Genomic DNA, 18,897 nt, shown 5'->3' on the forward strand with positions numbered 1-18,897 from the left:
CGTCGGGGCGGGGTCAGAAGACCAGGTCGTCGGGGTCGCGCTCGGGCTCGGCAGCCACCTCGTCGGCCGCCTCGGTGGTCTCGGCCACCCCGGCGGGCGCCGGGCCGCTGGTGCCGAACAGGCCCGGCCGCGGCGCCGGCCGGCGGGTCACCTCCGCCTCCTCCGGCGTCAGCTCGGGAGCACCGGCGAGCTCGTCCAGGACGACGTCGAGCACCCGGACCGCGCCGGCCTTGTCCAGCGGGTCGTTGCCGTTGCCGCACTTGGGCGACTGCACGCAGGAGGGGCAGCCGGCCTCGCACTCGCAGCTGGCCACCGTGGCCCGGGTCGCCTGCAGCCAGTCGCGCAGCACCGCGTACCCGCGCTCGGCGAAGCCGGCGCCGCCGGGGTGGCCGTCGTAGACCACGATCGTCGCCGCGCCGGTGTCGGGGTGCAGGGCCGTGGAGACCCCGCCGAGGTCCCAGCGGTCGCAGGTGGCCAGCAGCGGCAGGATCCCGATCGAGGCGTGCTCGGCGGCGTGCAGCGAGCCGGGCAGCGCGGTCTCGTCCACGTCGGCCCGTTCGACGGCCCGGTCGCTCAGGGTCAGCCACACCGCCCGGGTGCGCAGCTGGCGGGCGGGGAGGTCCAGCGGGAACTCCGCGAGCACCTCCCCGGTGCCGATCCGCCGGCGCTGGTAGGCCACGACCTGGTTGGTGACGTCCACGACGCCGGTGTGCGCCGTGACCGCCCCGAGCCGCCGGGTGCGGTCGGTGGAGACGATCGAGAGGTCCACGACGTCGCGGGCGACCGTCGTCCACTCCGGGCTCTCCGGGTGCACGACGGCGCAGGCGTCGTCGACGTCGAACTCGTCGACGACGTAGGTCTCGCCGCGGTGCACGTACAGCGCACCGGTGTGCACGGTGGCGTGCGAGGCATCGCCGTCGACGGTGCCCAGCAGCCGCCCGGTCGCGCCCTCGATGATCGACACCGGGGCCGTGCCGCTGCCGCGGATGTCGACGTCCGGCCGTCCCCGTCCCGCCCAGTACCAGCCGGTCGGCCGGGCGCGGAGCAGCCCGTCGGCGACGAGCTCGGTCACCTGGGCCTCGGCCACGTCACCGCCGAAGTCGGCCAGGTCCGCGGGGGTCAACGGCAGCTCAGCGGCCGCGCAGCACAGCTGCGGGCCGAGCACGTAGGGGTTCGCCGGGTCGGTCACCGTCGCCTCGACGGGCCGGCCGAACACCGCCTGCGGGTGGTGGGCCAGGTAGTGGTCCAGCGGGTCGTCGCGGGCGACGAACACGACGAGGGACTCGTTCTGCGCCCGCCCGGCCCGGCCGGCCTGCTGCCACATCGAGGCCAGCGTGCCGGGGTAGCCGGCGAGCACCACGGCGTCCAGGCCGGCGATGTCGATGCCCAGCTCCAGGGCGTTGGTGGTGGCCACGCCCAGCAGCGCACCGCTGGACAGCGACCGCTCCAGCTCGCGGCGCTCCTCGGGCAGGTAGCCGCCGCGGTAGGAGTCGACCCGCGAGGCCAGGTCCGCCCGGCCCCGCGACCGCAGCACCGCACGGGCCTGCTCGGCCACCGACTCCGCGCCGCGGCGGGACCGGACGAACGCCAGGGTGCGGGCGTTCTGCTCGACCAGGTCGGCCAGCAGACCGGCGGCGTCCGCGGCGGCCGAGCGCCGCACCGGCGCGCCGTGCTCGCCGGTCTGCTCGGTCAGCGGCGGCTCCCACAGGGCGAAGGTGGCCCCCGGCCGCGGCGACCCGTCGTCGGTGACGGCGGCGACCGGGGCCCCGACCAGCCGGCTGGCGGCCGCGGCCGGGTCGGCCACCGTCGCCGAGGCCAGCACGAACACCGGTTCGGCGCCGTAGCGGCGGCAGATCCGCCGCAGCCGGCGCAGCACGTGGCCGACGTGCGAGCCGAAGACCCCGCGGTAGGCGTGGCACTCGTCGATCACGACGTAGGCCACCCGGCGCAGCGTGCTCGACCACCGCTGGTGGGCGGGGAGGATCCCGCGGTGCAGCATGTCGGGGTTGGTGACGATCCAGCGCGAGTGCCGCCGGACCCAGTCCCGCTCCTCCATCGGGGTGTCCCCGTCGTAGGCGGCCGGACGCACCGAGGGGTCGGCCAGGGCCTCGACGGAGGCGAGCTGGTCGCGGGCCAGCGCCTTGGTGGGGGCCAGGTAGAGCACGCACGCCCGCGGGTCCTCGGCCAGCGCGGTGAGCGCCGGCAGCTGGTAGGCCAGCGACTTGCCCGAGGCGGTGCCGGTGGCGACGACGACGTGCGAGCCGGCCCGGGCCAGCTCGGCGGCGGCCACCTGGTGGCCGAACGGCTCCTGCACGCCGCGCTCGGCCAGCCGGGTGCGCAGCGGCTCGCCGACCCAGGCCGGCCACGGCGCGGTCCGGCTGCGCCGCACGGGCAGCCGGTGGACGTGGGTGACCGGGTCGTCCTCGGGCTCGGTGCCCGCCAGCAGGGCGGCCAGCAGCTCCGTGCCGGGGAGGGCGGCGACGGCGGGCTCGGGTCCGTCGGGCGGGTGCCCGACGGGACGCAGGGACGTCACCTCTCCACTGTCACACCGTCGCGCAACCCAGGGTGAGGGTGGTGGGGACAGCTGACGCTCGGTGTGAACTGGATCACGAACAGGTCTGGTCTTGACGTTGTTCCTGCGGCACAGTGCGTGCCACGCCGGGCCCTCCCCGCGCGCAGGCCCGGGGGCGCCTGGCGGGTGCGCGTCCCCACCTCGCCGCGGAGGAACACATGCCCGACACCGAACTGTCCGGAGGCGACCTCACCCTCGTGGCGGTCGTCCTCGCCATCTCCCTCGCCGCCCTGGGCTTCGCCTTCTACCTGTCGCGGGCCGTCATGGCCGCCGACCAGGGGACGCCGAAGATGCAGGAGATCGCCAAGGCGATCCAGGAGGGAGCCGGCGCGTTCCTCCGGCGGCAGTTCCGGACGCTGGCGGTGTTCGCCGTCATCGTGTTCATCCTGCTGCTGCTGCTCCCGGTCTCCGACGGGGGCACCGGCACCCGGATCGGCCGGGCCGTCTTCTTCCTGGTGGGCGCCGCCTTCTCGGCCTCGGTCGGCTTCATCGGCATGACCCTGGCGACGCGTGGCAACGTGCGGGTGGCCGCCGCGGCGGCCGCGGGCGGGCACCGGCCGGCCTTCCGGATCGCGTTCCGCACCGGCGGCGTCTGCGGGATGATCACCGTCGGCCTGGGGCTGTTCGGCGCCTCGCTCGCCCTGCTGCTGTTCCGCGACACCGGCCCGATCGTGCTGGAGGGCTTCGGCTTCGGCGGCGCGCTGCTCGCGATGTTCATGCGGGTGGGCGGCGGCATCTTCACCAAGGCCGCCGACGTCGGGGCGGACCTGGTCGGCAAGGTGGAGGCCGGCATCCCCGAGGACGACCCGCGCAACGCCGCGACCATCGCTGACAACGTGGGCGACAACGTCGGCGACTGCGCGGGCATGGCCGCGGACCTCTTCGAGTCCTACGCGGTCACGCTGGTCGCCGCACTCATCCTGGGGCAGGTCTTCTTCGGCGCCGTGGGCATGGTGTTCCCGCTGGTGGTGGCCGCGATCGGGATCATCGCCTCGATCGTCGGCATCCTGGCCAGCAACCCGACCGCCGGGGACAGCTCCTGGATGTCCCCGATCAACCGCGGGTTCTTCACCTCCGCCGCGGTGTCGCTGGTGCTGGTGGCGGCCGCGTCGTTCACCGTGCTGCCCTCGATCTCCGACGGCCTGGACGTCTCGGTCAGCCCGCAGGTGCTCGGCTTCGTCTCGGTGCTCATCGGCATCGTGCTGGCCGCCACCATCCAGCAGCTCACCGGCTACTTCACCGAGACCAAGCGGCGCCCGGTCAAGGACGTCGGCCGCAGCTCGCTGACCGGGCCGGCCACGGTGATCCTCTCCGGCATCTCGCTGGGGCTGGAGTCCGCGGTCTACGCCGCGCTGCTCATCGGTGCCGCCGTCTACGGCGCCTTCCTCATCGGTGGTGCCGCGGCGCTCTACGCCGTCGCCCTGGCCGGCTGCGGGCTGCTCACCACGGCCGGGGTCATCGTCTCCATGGACACCTTCGGCCCGGTGAGCGACAACGCCCAGGGCATCGCCGAGATGTCGGGCGAGATCGACGAGGAGGGCGCCCAGGTGCTCACCGACCTCGACGCGGTCGGCAACACCACCAAGGCCATCACCAAGGGCATCGCGATCGCCACCGCGGTGCTGGCGGCCACCGCCCTCTTCGGCTCCTACAACGCCAGCATCGGCGAGGCCCTCGACGACGCCGGGGCCCGCCTCGGGGACGCCTTCACCCTGGTGTCGCCGAACAACGTCGTCGGCGCCGTCATCGGCGCGGCGGTCGTGTTCTTCTTCTCCGGCCTGGCGATCAGCGCCGTCTCCCGGGCGGCCGGCCGGGTGGTGTTCGAGGTGCGCGAGCAGTTCCGCACCCGGCCCGGGATCATGGACTACAGCGAGCGGCCCGACTACGGCGCCGTCGTGGACATCTGCACCAAGGACTCGCTGCGCGAGCTGGCCACGCCCGGGCTGCTCGCCGTCCTCGCGCCGGTCGCCGTCGGCTTCGGGCTGGGCTTCGGGCCGCTGGCCGCCTACCTGGTCGGCGCGATCGCCACCGGCACCCTGATGGCGGTCTTCCTCTCCAACTCCGGCGGCGCCTGGGACAACGCCAAGAAGATGGTGGAGGACGGCGCGTACGGCGGGAAGGGCAGCGAGGCGCACGCCGCGACCGTCATCGGCGACACCGTGGGCGACCCCTTCAAGGACACCGCCGGCCCGGCGATCAACCCGCTGATCAAGGTGATGAACCTGGTGGCCCTGCTGATCGCGCCGGCGGTCGTGGGGATGACGGTGGGCGAGGACCAGAACACCGCGCTGCGGGTGGCCATCGCGCTGGCCGCCGCGGCGGTCATCGTGACGGCGGTCGTGGTCAGCAAGCGCCGCTCCACCGTGGTGGGCGGGGAGACCGACACCCCGGCGGAGGCGCTGACCAAGACCGCCACCTGACCACGGGGCCGCCGCCCCCGGTGGCCCGGCCGGCTGGTTGTGGATCCCGCGCAGGGGTGTGGACGACGGCGCACGGACCCCGGTCCGGTCTCCCTAGCGTCGTGGTGTCGGTCCCGTCGGGGCCCGTGCCGCAGCCGGGAGGCGCCGTGTCCCACCTGATCTCCGTCCAGCTCGACGTGCTGGGCGGGCTGCTGACGGAGCTGCGGGCGCTCGGGGTGGAGCTCGACGGGGAGCAGCAGCTCACCGCGGCGTCCGGGCAGGCGCTCGCCCGGTCCCTCGCCGGCCCGGTGGGGGAGGAGGCCGGGGCGGCCGGCGCCGAGTGGGCCGGGGCACTGGGCGCGCTGGCCGCCCGGACGTTGGCCGTGGCCGCCACCCTCGACGCGGCGCTGGCCGCCTACCGGGCCGCCGACCTGCAGCTGGCCGACCGGCTGACCCCGGCCCGGCCCGGCCTGCCGGCGGTGCCCCGGTGAGCGGGACGACGGTGCACCAGGTCGCCGGCTGGGACGTCGCGGGGCTGCGCGGCGGCGTCGGGCGGCTGGACCAGGTGGCCGACCGGCTGCTGCCCTGGCGTGCCCGGCTCGACGTGCTGGGCCGCCAGCTGGGCCGGGCGGAGTGCTGGTCGGGTCCGGCCGGGTCGGTGGCCGCGGCCGCGGTCGTCGAGCTGTCCACGGTGGCGTCGGGTGTGTCCGGCGCGCTGGCGGGGTCGCTCACCGACCTGCAGGGCCTCACCGCCGCGGCGACCGAGGCCCAGGAGTGGGCCGCCGGGGCGCTCGCGACGGCGGCGTCCGGCCGGCTGACGCTGGACGGGGCGGGCGCGCCGGTCGGCCTGCCGGCGCCACCGAGCCCGGCCATGGCGGCCGACCAGGTGGCCGACGTGCTGGCGGACCGGGAGGCGGGCCGGCTCGCCGCGGCCCGGGCGGAGGAGGCGCTCCTCCTCGCCGCCCGGGCGCTGGCCTGCGCCCGCGCCGCCCGGCAGCCGCTGGCCGGGCAGGGGGCGTCCGCGCCGGGCGCGGTCGGTTTCGCCGACCTCGTCGTCCGGCTGCCGGCCGCGCGGCCGCTGCCGGTCCCGCCGGACGCCGGCCCGCGCCGGGTGGCCGCGTGGTGGTCCGGGCTGTCGGCCGCCGAGCAGCTGGCCGAGGTCGCGGCGCGGCCGGCCGTGGTCGGTGCGCTCGACGGGCTGCCCGCCTGGGCGCGGGACCGGGCCAACCGCTCCGTGCTGGCGGCCGCGCTCGCGTCGCTGCCCGCCGGCGGACCGCGCCGGACGGCCGAGGTGCTCGCCGCCCGCCTCACCGCGCTGGACCGCGCCGGCGCCACCGCCCAGCTGGTGCAGTTCGACCCGGCCGGGGACCTGGTCGCGGTGTCCCTGGGCGACCTGGACACCGCGGCCGCGGTGGGGGTGCTGGTCCCGGGGATCAACACGACGCCCGCCGACGACCTGCCCGCCCTGCTCGGGCAGGCGGCCGCCGTCGGGTCGGCCGCGGTGGCAGCCGCGCCCGGGCTCGCCGTCGCCACCGTGGCCTGGCTCGGCTACCGGACGCCGGGGCTGGGCACGATGGCGCTGCCCGCGGCGGCCCGGCGGGGTGGCCCGGCGCTGGACCGGGCGCTCGACGGACTCGCCGCCGCGCGCACCGTCCCCGGCGGAGCGGGTGCCGGAGCCGCCCCGCCGCGCACCACCGTGGTCGCCCACAGCTACGGGACCGTGGTGACCGGGCAGGCGGCCCGGGCGCCCGGGCGCCTGGCCGCCGACGCGGTGGTGCTGCTGGGCAGCCCCGGGCTGGCCGGCGGGGAGGCCGAGGACCTCGAGGCCGCTGAGGTGCACGGCGCCTGGTCGCTGGCCGACCCGGTGTCCTGGCTGCAGTGGTTCGGGGACACCCCAGCCGACCCCTCCTTCGGTGACACCCCGCTGCCCACCGAGCTGACCGAGGGGCACACCGACTACCTCGACCCCGACCGCCCGACGCTGGCCGCGGTCGGCGAGGTCGTGGCCGGGGTCCGGGGGGCCGGGTGAGCGGGCGTCACGGCGGGCCGGCCCCGCGGGAACACGTCCCCCCGCCGACCGTTGGACGGTCGACGGCGCGCCCGGATCTGCTCGCCGCCCGGGCTCGTCCCGCCGGCGTGGCCTACCGTGGCCTCGCCGAACGGGTGCAGCTCGCGCTGTCCCCGTGTGCGTCCGGGTCCTCCCGGCGCCCGCGTCAGCACCCCCGACAGGAGCACCGTGCCGCCCACCAAGACCACGTCAGCCACCAGCACCGGCAACCGCGCCCCGCGCAAGCGGACGGCCGCGGCCGGGGGCAAGCCCCTGGTGATCGTGGAGTCCCCGGCCAAGGCGAAGACGATCGCCGGCTACCTGGGCAGCGACTACGTGGTCGAGGCGAGCATCGGGCACATCCGCGACCTGCCGCGCAACGCCGCCGACGTCCCCGCCGCGCACAAGGGGGAGTCCTGGGCCCGGCTGGGGGTCGACGTCGACCACGGCTTCGAGCCGCTCTACGTGGTCAGCCCGGACCGCCGCCAGCAGGTGTCCCGGCTCAAGCAGCTGGTCAAGGAGGCCAGCGAGATCTACCTCGCCACCGATGAGGACCGCGAGGGCGAGGCCATCGCCTGGCACCTGATCGACACGCTGAAGCCGACCGTGCCGGTGCGCCGGATGGTGTTCCACGAGATCACCCGCGAGGCGATCGCCCGGGCCGTCGCCAGCCCGCGCGAGCTGGACACCGCGCTGGTCGACGCCCAGGAGACCCGCCGCATCCTCGACCGGCTCTACGGCTACGAGGTCAGCCCGGTGCTGTGGAAGAAGGTGCTCCCCAAGCTCTCCGCGGGCCGGGTGCAGTCGGTGGCCACCCGCATCGTGGTCGAGCGGGAGCGCGCCCGGATGCGCTTCCGCGCCGCGGACTACTGGAGCGTCGAGGGCACCTTCGACGTGGTCGGCCAGACCACCGGCGGCGACGCCGGTGAGCCGCGGCAGCTGTCGGCCACCCTGGTCACCGTCGACGACCGCCGGGTCGCCACCGGCCGGGACTTCGACCCGGACACCGGCCGGGTCACCAGCGACGTGGTTCACCTGGACGAGGCCGGTGCACGCGGCCTGGCCGCCCGCCTCGAGGGCACCCGGATGGCGGTCAGCCGGGTCGACGAGCGCCCGTACCGGCGCCGTCCCTACGCGCCGTTCATGACCTCCACGCTGCAGCAGGAGGCCGGCCGCAAGCTCGGCTGGTCCTCGCAGCAGACGATGCGCACCGCGCAGCGGCTGTACGAGAACGGCTTCATCACCTACATGCGCACCGACTCGACGAACCTGTCCGAGACGGCGCTGTCCGCGGCCCGCAACCAGGCCCGCGAGCTGTACGGCGACGCCTACGTGCCGGCCGAGCCGCGCCGCTACTCCAAGAAGGCCAAGGGCGCCCAGGAGGCGCACGAGGCCATCCGCCCCGCCGGTGACTCCTTCCGCACCCCCGGCCAGCTCGCCGGGCAGCTGGCCCGGGACGAGTTCCGGCTCTACGAGCTGATCTGGCAGCGCACCGTCGCCTCGCAGATGGCCGACGCCGTCGGGCAGACCGTCAGCGTGCGGCTGGCCGGCCGCTCCACCACCGACGAGGCCGTCGAGTTCTCCACCAGCGGCCGCACGATCACCTTCCCGGGGTTCCTGCGGGCCTACGTCGAGGGCAGGGACGAGGGCGCGACCACCGACGAGGAGGCCGACGACGCCGAGCGCCGGCTGCCCCGCCTCGAGCGCGGCCAGCCGCTGGACACCACGGCGCTGGACCCCAAGGGGCACACCACCTCGCCGCCGGCCCGCTACACCGAGCCCAGCCTGGTCAAGGCGCTGGAGGAGCTGGGCATCGGCCGGCCCTCCACCTACGCCTCGATCATGCAGACGATCCAGGACCGCGGGTACGTGTGGAAGAAGGGGTCGGCGCTGGTGCCGACGTTCATCGCCTTCGCCGTGGTCAACCTGCTCGAGCAGCACTTCGCCGCGCTGGTCGACTACGACTTCACCGCCTCGCTGGAGGCCGAGCTCGACGAGATCGCCGCCGGTGACCTGCGCCGGGTCGACTGGCTGACCGAGTTCTACTTCGGCGGCGGGGGCGGGCACGCCGGCGGCATCGCGGCCTCCGGCGGGCTGAAGCAGGTCATCGGCCAGCGGCTGGAGGAGATCGACGCCCGCGGGGTCAACTCCATCCCGCTGCAGGCCACCGCGCGCAACGGCGACCCGGTCGTCGTCCGCGTCGGTCGCTACGGGCCCTACCTGCAGGCCGGCGGGGAGGAGGGGGCCCGGGTCAGCATCCCCGACGAGATCGCCCCCGACGAGCTGACCAGCGAGCGGGTCGCCGAACTGCTCGACGCGCCGTCCTCGGACCGCGAGCTGGGCACCGACCCGGAGACCGGGTTCCCGGTCGCGGTCAAGGCCGGGCGCTACGGCCCCTACGTCACCACGCTGGTCCCCGAGGGCAGCAAGGAGTCCCCGCGCACCGCCAGCCTGTTCAAGACGATGACGCCGGAGACGGTGACCCTCGAGCAGGCGTTGCAGCTGCTGACCCTGCCGCGGACGGTGGGCACGGACGCCGACGGCGAGGAGATCCAGGCGCTCAACGGCCGCTACGGGCCCTACATCAAGAAGGGCACCGACTCGCGCTCGCTGGAGAGCGAGGACCGGCTGTTCACCGTCACCCTCGACGAGGCGCTGGCGATCTTCGCCCAGCCCAAGCAGCGGGGCCGGGCGGCGGCCAAGCCGCCGCTCAAGGAGCTCGGTGCCGACCCGGTCAGCCAGGGCCAGGTCACGGTGCGCGAGGGCCGGTTCGGGCCCTACGTCACCGACGGCGAGGTCAACGCCAGCCTCCGCAAGGGCGACGACATCGAGACGCTCACCCTGGAGCGGGCCGCCGAGCTGCTGGCCGACCGCCGTGAGCGGGCGCCGGTGAAGAAGAAGGCCGTGAAGAAGGCGGCGGCGAAGAAGGCCCCGGCGAAGAAGGCCCCGGCGAAGAAGGCCACCGCGGCGAAGAAGACGGCGGCGAAGTCGACGGCGGCCAAGAAGACGGCGGCGAAGTCCGCGGTCCGGGTGGCCGACGTCGCCGAGACGGTCCCCGCCGGCAGCTGAGGCGGGCACGTCGGTGGAGGACTGGGAGCAGCGGCGCACCTCGTTCGGCGGGGTGGCCGCCGACTACGCGCTGCTGCGGCCGGGCTACCCGGCCGACGCGGTGGCGTTCCTGCTCGGCAGCCGGCCGCTGCGGGTGCTCGACCTGGGCGCCGGCACCGGGCTGCTGACCGACGTCCTGCTGGCGGCCGGGCACGAGGTCGTCGCGGTCGACCTCAGCGCGCCGATGCTCGACCAGCTGCGCGCCCGGCTGCCGCAGGTCAGCGCGGCGACCGGGGGAGCGGAGGCGATCCCGCTCCCGGACGCCGACGTCGACGCGGTCGTCGCCGGCCAGGCCGCGCACTGGTTCGACCCGGCGCCGGCGGCCGCGGAGCTGCGCCGGGTGCTCCGTCCCGGCGGCGTCGTCGGCCTCGTCTGGAACACCCGCGACGAGCGGGTGCCCTGGGTCCGGGCGCTGGGCGAGCTGCTCGCCGCGGAGGCCCGGGACCACGAGGCCGACCAGGGGGTCGTCGACCGGTTCGCCGTCGAGCTGCCGGCGGCGGTGCAGGTCCACGACTCGGGCACGGTCCAGCACGTCACACCCGAGCAGGTGGTCCGCGGGATCGGCACCCGCAGCTACGTCGCCACCATGGACGACGCCGGCCGGGACCGCTTCCTCGGCTCGGTCCGGGCGCTGCTGGCCACCCACCCCGACACCCGCGGCCGCGACGTGCTGGAGCTGCCGTACACGACCCGGGCGTACCGGCTCGCCCTCCGCTGACGGTCAGCCGGGCCGGTGGCCGACGGCGAACAGCCGGCGGAACGGCAGCACGGTCGTCCCGTCCGCTCGCGCCGGGTAGGCGGCGCGCAGGGCCGCGGCGTACTCGGCGGTCAGCTGGTCGGCGTCGTCCGGGGGCAGCCGGCCGAGGACCGGGCGCAGCACGGTGCCCGAGACCCAGCCGAGCACCGGGTCGGCCCCGCTGAGCACGTGCAGGTAGGTGGTCTCCCAGACGTCGGCGTCCAGCCCGGCGGCGGAGAGCACGTCCAGGTAGCCGGCCGGGTCGAGGACGGCGGCCGGGTCGAGCACCGCGTCCCCGCCCGGGGCCAGCCGCGACCGCCAGCGCCGGCTGCCGACCAGGTCGGCGAGCAGCGCGTGGGTGGGTGCGGTCTGGTTGCCGGGCACCTGCACCGCCAGCCACCCGTCCGGCGCCAGGTCACCGGCCCAGCGGGCCAGCAGGTCCCCGTGCCCGGGCACCCAGTGCAGCGCCGCGTTGCTAACCAGCACGTCCACCGGCCCGGCCGGGCGCCAGTCCCGCAGGTCGCCGGCGACGAACTCCAGCCGGCCGGGGACGGCGTGCGCCGCCGCGGCCGCCAGCATCGCCGGTGAGCTGTCCACCCCGGTGACCCGGGCCCCCGGCCAGCGCTGCGCCAGCCCGGCGGTGGCCGACCCGTCGCCGCAGCCCAGGTCCACCACGACCGCGGGGGCGCGGGCGCCGACCCGGGACACCAGCTCGGCGAAGGGCCGGGCCCGTTCCCCGGCGAAGCGCAGGTAGGTGGTCGGGTCCCAGGCGCCGGGGCTCTGCACGGGGCGAGGCTAGCGCCGGCGGCAGTTGCCCCCGGACGGGTGGAACGGGGCGATTCCGTCGTCCCGGCCCGGTACCGTTGCCGAGCCGAGCCACGGGCCAGACACCACACCACCCCGGGGGGTCTCGATCAGCTCCGACCCGACGGACCGCCCGCCCTCCGGGGGTCCGTCCGCCGACGGCGTCCCCGCCGCACCCGACCCGGGTCCGGGCGGGGTCCCCAGCGCGGCCGACCAGCCGCCGGTCGCCGCGGAGCCCGCGGACGGCCTGCCGCCGGCCGGCGCGGACGGCGCGGGTGTTCCGCTGGCCGGGCTGCACGTCGAGGAGGCCCCGGCCGCGGACCGCTCCGGCGCCCAGCCGGCCGGCGACCAGGGCGAGCCCGCCGACGGGCACCACGACGAGCCCGACGACCACCACGCCGCCGGCGTGAGCCTGGTCGCCAAGGTGCGGGCCGTCCTCCGGGTCCGGGACTTCCGCAAGCTGTGGCTGTCGATGTCGCTGTCCAGCTTCGGTGACTGGCTGGGCCTGCTGGCGATCACCGCCACGGCGACCTCGCTGGTCGACGGCTTCGCCGGGCAGAACTACGCGCTCGGCGCCGTGCTGCTGTTCCGGCTGCTGCCGGCCATCCTGCTCGGCCCGCTGGCCGGGGCGTTCGCCGACCGCTTCGACCGGCGCAAGACCATGGTCGTCTCCGACGTGCTGCGCTTCGCGCTGTTCGCCTCGATCCCGATCGTCGACGAGCTGGTGTGGCTGTTCGTCGCGCAGTTCCTCATCGAGGCGATCAGCCTGTTCTGGATCCCGGCCAAGGAGGCCGCCGTCCCGAACATGCTCCGCAAGGACCAGCTGGAGCCGGCCAACCAGCTCTCGCTGGTGACCACCTATGGGTTCACACCGGTGCTGGCCGCGCTGGTCTTCGCGGTGCTGACCACGGTGGGTGACCGGCTCGGCACCACGGTCCCCTCGCTCGACGAGTCCAAGCTGTCGCTCTACCTCAACGCGCTCACGTTCCTGGTGGCCGCGGTCGTCATCTGGAACCTGCCCTCGATCAGCGGCCGCCGGGCCGCCGGCACGCAGGTCACCGGCGAGAGCTTCCTGCACTCGCTGCGCGCCGGCTTCAGCTTCGCCGGGCACACGCCGCTGGTGCGCGGCCTGGTCGTCGGCATCACCGGCGCGTTCGTCGCCGCCGGGGTGGTCATCGCCACCGGCCAGGCCTTCGCCAGCTCGGTCGGCGGCGGCGAGGCCGCCTACGGCCTGCTCTTCGGCGCGGTCTTCATCGGCCTGGGGCTGGGCATCTCGCTGGGGCCGAGCATCGCCCGGGACCTGTCCCGGGAGCGGCTGTTCGGCGTCGCCATCGTCGGCGCCGGCGTCGGCGTCGGGCTGCTGGCCTGGACCTTCACGCTGTGGATCGCGCTGCTGCTGGTCGTGGTGATGGGCTTCTTCGCCGGGATCGCCTACCTGGCCGGCTTCACCCTGCTGGGCACCGAGGTCGACGACGCGCTGCGCGGCCGCACCTTCGCGCTGGTCCAGTCCCTGGTCCGGGCGTCGCTGATCGTCTCGCTGGCGGTCGTGCCGTTCGGGGTCGGGCTGCTCGGCCGCACGTCGGTCGACGTCGGCTCGGTGGAGCTGGCGGTGACCGGCGAGCGGGTGATGCTCTTCGTCGCCGGGCTCCTCGCCGTCGCGGTCGGCGTGCTGGCCTACCGGCAGATGGACGACGGCCGCCCCGTGCCGCTGGTCGCCGACGTGGTCACCGCGCTGCGCCGGGACACCACCGCCCGCCGCCGGCTCGCCGGTGGCGGGGTGTTCATCGCCTTCGAGGGCGGCGAGGGCGCGGGCAAGTCGACGCAGACCCGCCGGCTGCAGGAGTGGCTCACCGAGGAGGGCCTGGTCGCCCGGACCACCCGGGAGCCGGGCGGGACGCCGCTGGGGGCCAAGATCCGGGCGATCGTGCTGGACCCGGCCAGCGCCGGGCTGTCGCCGCGCTCCGAGGCGCTGCTCTACGCCGCCGACCGCGCCCAGCACGTGCACGACGTGCTGCGGCCCGCGCTGGACGCCGGGGAGGTGGTGATCACCGACCGGTTCGTCGACAGCTCGCTGGCCTACCAGGGTGCTGGTCGCACGATCCCGATGGACGACGTCCGGTCGATCTCCCGCTGGGCCACCCAGGGGCTGCAGCCCGACCTCACCGTGCTGCTGGACCTGCCGCCGGAGGTGGGGCTCGCCCGGGCGCGCGGCCGGGCCGCCGCCGACCGGCTGGAGTCGGAGTCGCTGGAGTTCCACCAGCGGGTCCGGGGCACCTTCCGCGCGCTCGCCGAGGCGCAGCCGGACCGGTACCTGGTGCTCGACGCGCGCCGCAGCCCCGACGAGCTCGCCGCGGCGATCCGGACCCGGGTCAGCGACCTGCTGCAGGGCCTGCCGCTGCAGCAGCTCCCGCAGCACGCCCGGGTGCCGCGCACCCGCCGGCACGGCGACCACGTGGTGCAGACCGGGTCGACGCCGCAGCTGCACCCGTGAAGGACCCCGCTGCCCCCCACCACTCGCGGGCTCGCGGCGGGACCCTGCAGCGGGGCCGGGACTGACTGAGGCAAGGTGAGCACATGAGTGCGACGGGGGTGTGGGCCGACGTCGTCGGGCAGCCGGCGGTGGTGGCGGAGCTGCAGGCGGCGGTGGCGCAGCCGGCCGCGATGACCCACGCCTGGCTCTTCACCGGCCCGCCCGGGTCCGGTCGCTCGGTCGCCGCGCGGGCGTTCGCCGCGGCGCTGCAGTGCGAGGCCGGCGGGGACGGCACCTGCCACGAGTGCCGCACCGTGCTGGCCGGCAGCCACGCCGACGTGCACCGGGTGGTGCCCGAGGGGTTGTCCATCGGCGTCGCCGAGGTGCGCCAGATCGTGCGCACCGCGGGGCGGGCGCCCTCCCGCGGGCGCTGGCAGATCGTGGTCGTCGAGGACGCCGACCGGATGACCGAGCAGGCCGGCAACACGGTGCTCAAGATGCTCGAGGAGCCCCCGCCGCGCACCGTGTTCCTGCTCTGCGCGCCCTCCCTGCACCCCGACGACGTGCCGGTCACCATCCGGTCCCGCTGCCGGGTCGTGGCGCTGCGCACCCCGACCGTCGACGCCGTCGCGGAGGTGCTGGCCCGCCGGGACGGCATCGACCCGGCGCTGGCCGCCTGGTCCGCCGCGGCCGCCGGGGGCCACGTCGGCCGCGCCCGGCACCTGGCCCGCGACGAGGCGGCCCGGCTCGCCCGCAAGGCGGTCCTGGACATCCCGCTGTCGCTGGTCTCGCTCGCGGCCTGCCTCAACGCCGCCGACGACCTGGTCGGGTCGGCCAAGGACGAGTCGGACAAGACCGTCGCCGAGGTCGACGCGGTCGAGACCGAGGCGGTCAAGGCGAGCCTGGGCGTCGGCGCCCGCGGGCCGGGCGTGGCCGCGGCCAGCCGCGGCGCCGGCCAGCTCAAGGAGCTGGAGAAGCGGCAGAAGTCCCGGGCCACCCGGATCGGCCGGGACTCCCTGGACCGGGCCCTGGTCGACCTCGCCGCGATGTACCGGGACGCGCTGGTGGTCAGCGCCGTCGGCGCCGGGTCGGGGGAGCTGACCCTTCCGCTGGCGCACCCCGACCGCCGGGCCGACGCGGTCGAGCTGGCCCGCCGGATCGGTGCCGAGGGGGCGCTGCGCCGGATCGACGCGGTGCTGGCCGCCCGCACCGCGCTGGAGCAGAACGTGAAACCGCAGATCGCGGTCGAGGCGCTCACCGTGGCGCTGCGGCTGCCGGCCTGAACCCCGGGGGGTCGCCGGGCGGAGGGCGGCGGTGCCGTAAGCTCACCCGCGCAGTCCGCCGCCTTAGCTCAGTCGGTAGAGCATCTCACTCGTAATGAGAAGGTCGTCGGTTCGATTCCGACAGGCGGCTCGCATCCGACCAGCGTATTCGCCTGTTGTCGGCTTCCTCCAGGGCCGATTCTCGGCTGACTGGGCACGAATTGGGAACGGACGGTTCGCTGCCGCTGCCGGTCTTCGGTGTCGCAAGGCGGTCGGAGACGGGTGCCACGACCCGCTTGGACGGCCACTTCTGAGCGAAGCTGCCAGGCCCCTCCGCACGTGAGGATCGTTCACCCGAGGGGCTTGGACGACTACTCTGTTGATCATGACGACCGCCGCCAACGACGATCCTCTGGCGGGGTGGGACCCTCGCCGGCGGGCGGCTCTTGAGTCCTTGTGGCAGGCCTTCAAGGACGCTGGTGGAGACAAGGTCAGCCTCAGCGACGAACTGATCGCCGAGCGACGCCTCGAGGCGGCAGCCGAGAACGGCGTCGGCATGAGCGGCGGCGTGACGATCGAGCGGCACTCCGACCGACCACGCGCTCAGTGATCGTCCTCGACGCCTCTGCTCTGCTCGCTCTCATCAAGCAGGAGCCGGGATGGGACGTCGTCGCGACAGCCGCAGCTGCGGAGGATGCCACCGTCAGCTCCGTCAACTACTCCGAGACGCTCCAGAAGGCAGCCCGGCTGGGCGTGCAACCCGAGCTGGTCGACTCGCATCTCGATGCCCTCGGCATCACCGTGAGCCAGTTCGGGCGACTCGACGCTCGCCTCGCGGCATCGTTCTACCGCCACGGATCGGACCTGAGCCTGGGCGACCGAGCTTGCTTGGCGCTGGCTCGCAATCTCTCGAGCCCTGCCTACACCGCTGATCGAGCTTGGCTGAACTGGGCGAGTCAGCTGGCCGTGGAAGTCCGAGTCATCCGTGGTGCTGCCACATGATTGATCAAAAGGGCCCGTCCAACCGATGGCCCGAAGCGACCCATTAAGGGGGACAGCAAGGTCGTCTGGTCGCCGGCGGCGTGGCTTCCCGCTGGGTCAGTGGCGCCCCCGGCCCCGCGTGTAGTCGGCTTCGGCTTCGGAGCACCCCGTCGCGATGCGCCGCCGAGTAGGCCGGCTTTCACGAGGAGGCCGCATTGTTTCCGTGACGTGCGACATCATCTGCCGATGAACACGAGGGCTGAGTGGCCGGATGCCGTCGCGCTGGCTCACTGGCAACGCGCTCTCAGGAGTGCGGCCGAGCGGCTTCGCAAGGAACGCGGGTTGACGGACCCGTGCGGGCTGACGGTCGAAGACGGCGCTCTGTGGGTGAACTACGGCGACCTGCGAGTCCGGGTCGCCGGGGCGTACGCCGACCCGCTCACCGCCGAGGGGTTGTTCGACGAAATTGATAGCTGGGCCGCCTTTGACCGCGAGGGTGGACCAGGAACCCGGCTGGACCGTGATCTGCAGGCCATGGCGGAGTGGCGGGCTCAGATCCCCGTGCTGCAGCGCCTTTGGGAAGACGTCGCGCCGCGGGTGTTCCAGGACGTGCAGGCGGCCGCCGGGCGAGCGATCCCATGGCGGGTCGCCATCCGGGAGACCGAGGTCGCGTGGAAGGGGCTGGCGCCGCCGCCGGCACGGCAGGGGGTTTGGGGGCTTGAGGGCGAGGTGTCCTTGCAGGAACGGGCACTGGACTTCCCGGACATTGTGTTGGAGCTGCCCCACGCTCACATCTATCTGCCTCGCCTTGAGGACGTAGAGGACTTCGAGGAGGTGACGACCATCCTGGCGGGCGCCGTGCAGGACGAAGTCATCGAGGAGGTCCACGGTGCTTGGCCGAAGTGCCTACAGCACGAGCATCCGATGCTTGCCACGCGGGAGCCTGCGGGTCGGGCCATCTGGCAGTGTCCGCAAGACACCACCGTGTGGGTGCACGTCGGCGAATGGGGGAACGCAGCATCGTCCGCGGCTGACCGCTGATTCTGCGATGAGCCTTGGCACTAAGACCCTGGGCAGTCCCGCCTGACGACGGCGGGGTGTCCTTGAGCGGCCCACTCGAGGACAGTCGCTCACACCGGTCGCGCGGTTGGCGCGGGGCAGCGGGCTGGTCGGTCGCCTCCCTTCGCACATCCGCTTACGGAAGTAGCGGTTGCCCCACAAGGCGAAGGCGAACATCGCCACGCCAACCAGGCTGAGGAGCCATCGACCGCGCGACCAGAGGAGGACACTTCGCCCGGTGATGACGGAACCCAACGTGAGACGGGGTGTGCGCTGTCTCGCCCTCGGCATCGCACTCCACGTCTTGTATCAGGTGCTAGCGGCCGCGGATGTCGGGAGAATTGGGGACCCGACCGACATCGGCGGCGGGCTCATCCCCCTGGCCGGGTATGTGTTCCTCCTCAGCGGGATCGTCCTCCTGATCGTGGGGTGGACGGACTACCGGGCGTCGCGGAAGTAGCTGTGACCGCTCAGCACTCGATCAGCCCAATCGCCGTGGTTGGTGTTTCACCCCTCTAGCTGGCGTTATCCGGCTTGTCCGTCGCCGGATGTGTCCCTGGGCGGCCCACTCAGGGCTACACGAGATCGCAGCCCGCCCGCCTCGATACTGTCCCCATGCCTCAGTGGTACGTCGCCGTCTCGATTCGCGTCCCGGGGCCGATGACCGACTCCGTGCTGAACCGCTTCATGGTGTTCCGGCCCCCCGATGAAGAGCAGTGCGTCTGGGTAGATGCCGATGACAGGACCCTGCTCCACGCCACTATCGAGATCCCCGCCCCTGACTCTCACGCTGCTGTTGACGCGGGACGTGACATGGCTCAGGCCGCCATCCTGGTCCTCGACTCTGCCGCCGATGTGGTGGACGTAGTGGCGGTGGACGTCGACGACGAGAGCGGAACCTATTTCCGCTGGACTCCCACGGCTCCCGAGACGTAGCTGGCCTTCAAGTCGCCCTCCGGGCGAGCCGGCGCCGGTGTCCCAAGGCGGCCCACCAAGGGTCAGTTCTACGGGCGGTCGAAGTCATCTCCGTCGCCTACCGCAAACACATCCAGCGGAGTCGCTCGTTTGTCGAGCAACGCGCACCCCACTTCAACGGTCGTCGCCGGAGCTAGACCGGCAGAGACGTTCATGTGGTTCCAGACCACCGCAACGAGGCCGCTGGCGTGCTGCTCGATGACGTCTTCGAAGGATTCGTCGAAGGCATCCCAGTTCTCGCCGTAGTAGTCGGGAAAGCCGAACGCCCGGGCGAGCTCTAAGTGAGCGGCTGACCGTGACGTCATGGCGTGGCCGTCCAGGTCCAGTCGCCGGTACCCGTGGCGGTTCAGGAACGCGTCCAGCTGCTCCCGGGCGCTGGCGTGCACGCGGAACAGCGGCCCCGACTGCAGCCAGGGCATCTCTCCTCGCACCGAAGGACGTTCAGAGGTCATGCGCTCGGACGCTACTGGCGTCGAGTGCTCGT

Annotated in this window: 14 protein-coding genes and 1 tRNA gene; 12 read left to right on the top strand and 3 right to left on the bottom strand. The window is 74.3% G+C overall.

Annotation, left to right across the window (positions count from 1 at the left end; genetic code table 11):
- Positions 1-13: 13 nt before the first annotated feature.
- Positions 14-2,533 carry a DEAD/DEAH box helicase gene (locus MODMU_RS03305; RefSeq protein WP_014738747.1) on the bottom strand — a complete coding sequence of 840 codons (2,520 nt, stop codon included), beginning with the start codon at positions 2,531-2,533 and terminating at the stop codon, positions 14-16.
- Between the two features lie 197 nt (positions 2,534-2,730).
- On the opposite strand from MODMU_RS03305, the gene MODMU_RS03310 reads away from it, so the two are divergent.
- The 5 genes from MODMU_RS03310 (at position 2,731) to MODMU_RS03330 (ending at position 10,844) form a co-directional block, all read left to right on the top strand.
- Positions 2,731-4,992 (top strand): sodium-translocating pyrophosphatase, encoded by a 2,262-nt coding sequence (locus tag MODMU_RS03310; RefSeq protein WP_014738748.1) that lies wholly within the window; start codon positions 2,731-2,733, stop codon positions 4,990-4,992.
- Positions 4,993-5,138: 146 nt separating this feature from the next.
- The gene (locus MODMU_RS03315; protein WP_014738749.1) at positions 5,139-5,462 is read left to right on the top strand and encodes a hypothetical protein; all 324 of its coding nucleotides are present in this window, start codon (positions 5,139-5,141) and stop codon (positions 5,460-5,462) included.
- Positions 5,459-7,000 carry an alpha/beta hydrolase gene (locus MODMU_RS03320; protein WP_014738750.1) on the top strand — a complete coding sequence of 514 codons (1,542 nt, stop codon included), beginning with the start codon at positions 5,459-5,461 and terminating at the stop codon, positions 6,998-7,000. Before MODMU_RS03315 ends, MODMU_RS03320 begins: the two co-directional genes overlap by 4 nt.
- A 207-nt stretch (positions 7,001-7,207) precedes the next feature.
- Complete coding sequence (topA, locus tag MODMU_RS03325) at positions 7,208-10,087, top strand: type I DNA topoisomerase (RefSeq protein WP_014738751.1); 2,880 nt, start codon at positions 7,208-7,210, stop codon at positions 10,085-10,087.
- A gap of 13 nt (positions 10,088-10,100) precedes the next feature.
- Positions 10,101-10,844 (top strand): class I SAM-dependent methyltransferase, encoded by a 744-nt coding sequence (locus MODMU_RS03330; RefSeq protein ID WP_014738752.1) that lies wholly within the window; start codon positions 10,101-10,103, stop codon positions 10,842-10,844.
- A 3-nt stretch (positions 10,845-10,847) separates the two neighbouring features.
- Here MODMU_RS03330 and MODMU_RS03335 read toward each other — a convergent pair whose 3' ends face one another.
- The gene (locus MODMU_RS03335; RefSeq protein ID WP_014738753.1) at positions 10,848-11,648 is read right to left on the bottom strand and encodes a trans-aconitate 2-methyltransferase; all 801 of its coding nucleotides are present in this window, start codon (positions 11,646-11,648) and stop codon (positions 10,848-10,850) included.
- Between the two features lie 25 nt (positions 11,649-11,673).
- Between MODMU_RS03335 and tmk the strand changes: the two genes are divergently transcribed.
- The 7 genes from tmk (at position 11,674) to MODMU_RS03375 (ending at position 18,374) form a co-directional block, all read left to right on the top strand.
- Positions 11,674-14,157 carry a dTMP kinase gene (tmk, locus tag MODMU_RS03340; RefSeq protein WP_014738754.1) on the top strand — a complete coding sequence of 828 codons (2,484 nt, stop codon included), beginning with the start codon at positions 11,674-11,676 and terminating at the stop codon, positions 14,155-14,157.
- 83 nt (positions 14,158-14,240) lie between these two features.
- Positions 14,241-15,419, top strand: a complete 1,179-nt coding sequence (locus tag MODMU_RS03345; protein ID WP_014738755.1) for a DNA polymerase III subunit delta' — start codon at positions 14,241-14,243, stop codon at positions 15,417-15,419.
- A gap of 57 nt (positions 15,420-15,476) precedes the next feature.
- Positions 15,477-15,549: transfer RNA gene (locus MODMU_RS03350), tRNA-Thr, on the top strand.
- A 234-nt stretch (positions 15,550-15,783) separates the two neighbouring features.
- Positions 15,784-16,008: a hypothetical protein gene (locus MODMU_RS28055; RefSeq protein ID WP_014738757.1), complete on the top strand. Its 225-nt coding sequence runs from the start codon at positions 15,784-15,786 to the stop codon at positions 16,006-16,008.
- Positions 16,005-16,400 carry a type II toxin-antitoxin system VapC family toxin gene (locus tag MODMU_RS03360; RefSeq protein ID WP_014738758.1) on the top strand — a complete coding sequence of 132 codons (396 nt, stop codon included), beginning with the start codon at positions 16,005-16,007 and terminating at the stop codon, positions 16,398-16,400. The genes MODMU_RS28055 and MODMU_RS03360 overlap by 4 nt, the downstream gene beginning before the upstream one ends.
- Before the next feature lie 225 nt (positions 16,401-16,625).
- Positions 16,626-17,420 (top strand): hypothetical protein, encoded by a 795-nt coding sequence (locus tag MODMU_RS03365; RefSeq protein WP_014738759.1) that lies wholly within the window; start codon positions 16,626-16,628, stop codon positions 17,418-17,420.
- A gap of 678 nt (positions 17,421-18,098) precedes the next feature.
- The gene (locus tag MODMU_RS03375) at positions 18,099-18,374 is read left to right on the top strand and encodes a hypothetical protein (RefSeq protein WP_166503383.1); all 276 of its coding nucleotides are present in this window, start codon (positions 18,099-18,101) and stop codon (positions 18,372-18,374) included.
- A gap of 68 nt (positions 18,375-18,442) precedes the next feature.
- Here the strand turns inward: MODMU_RS03375 and MODMU_RS03380 are convergent, their stop codons facing one another.
- On the bottom strand, positions 18,443-18,865 hold the full coding sequence (locus tag MODMU_RS03380; RefSeq protein ID WP_166503384.1) for a barstar family protein: 423 nt from the start codon (positions 18,863-18,865) through the stop codon (positions 18,443-18,445).
- Positions 18,866-18,897: the final 32 nt, after the last annotated feature.

It is taken from the genome of Modestobacter italicus, assembly GCF_000306785.1.
In the GTDB taxonomy this organism is placed as follows: domain Bacteria; phylum Actinomycetota; class Actinomycetes; order Mycobacteriales; family Geodermatophilaceae; genus Modestobacter; species Modestobacter italicus.

Coding starts and splice junctions, on each gene's coding strand:
- MODMU_RS03345 (WP_014738755.1), top strand. CDS start 14,241: ATGAGTGCGACGGGGGTGTGGGCCGACGTCGTCGGGCAGCCGGCGGTG.
- MODMU_RS03380 (WP_166503384.1), bottom strand. CDS start 18,865: ATGACCTCTGAACGTCCTTCGGTGCGAGGAGAGATGCCCTGGCTGCAG.
- MODMU_RS03310 (WP_014738748.1), top strand. CDS start 2,731: ATGCCCGACACCGAACTGTCCGGAGGCGACCTCACCCTCGTGGCGGTC.
- MODMU_RS28055 (WP_014738757.1), top strand. CDS start 15,784: ATGACGACCGCCGCCAACGACGATCCTCTGGCGGGGTGGGACCCTCGC.
- MODMU_RS03365 (WP_014738759.1), top strand. CDS start 16,626: ATGAACACGAGGGCTGAGTGGCCGGATGCCGTCGCGCTGGCTCACTGG.
- MODMU_RS03375 (WP_166503383.1), top strand. CDS start 18,099: ATGACCGACTCCGTGCTGAACCGCTTCATGGTGTTCCGGCCCCCCGAT.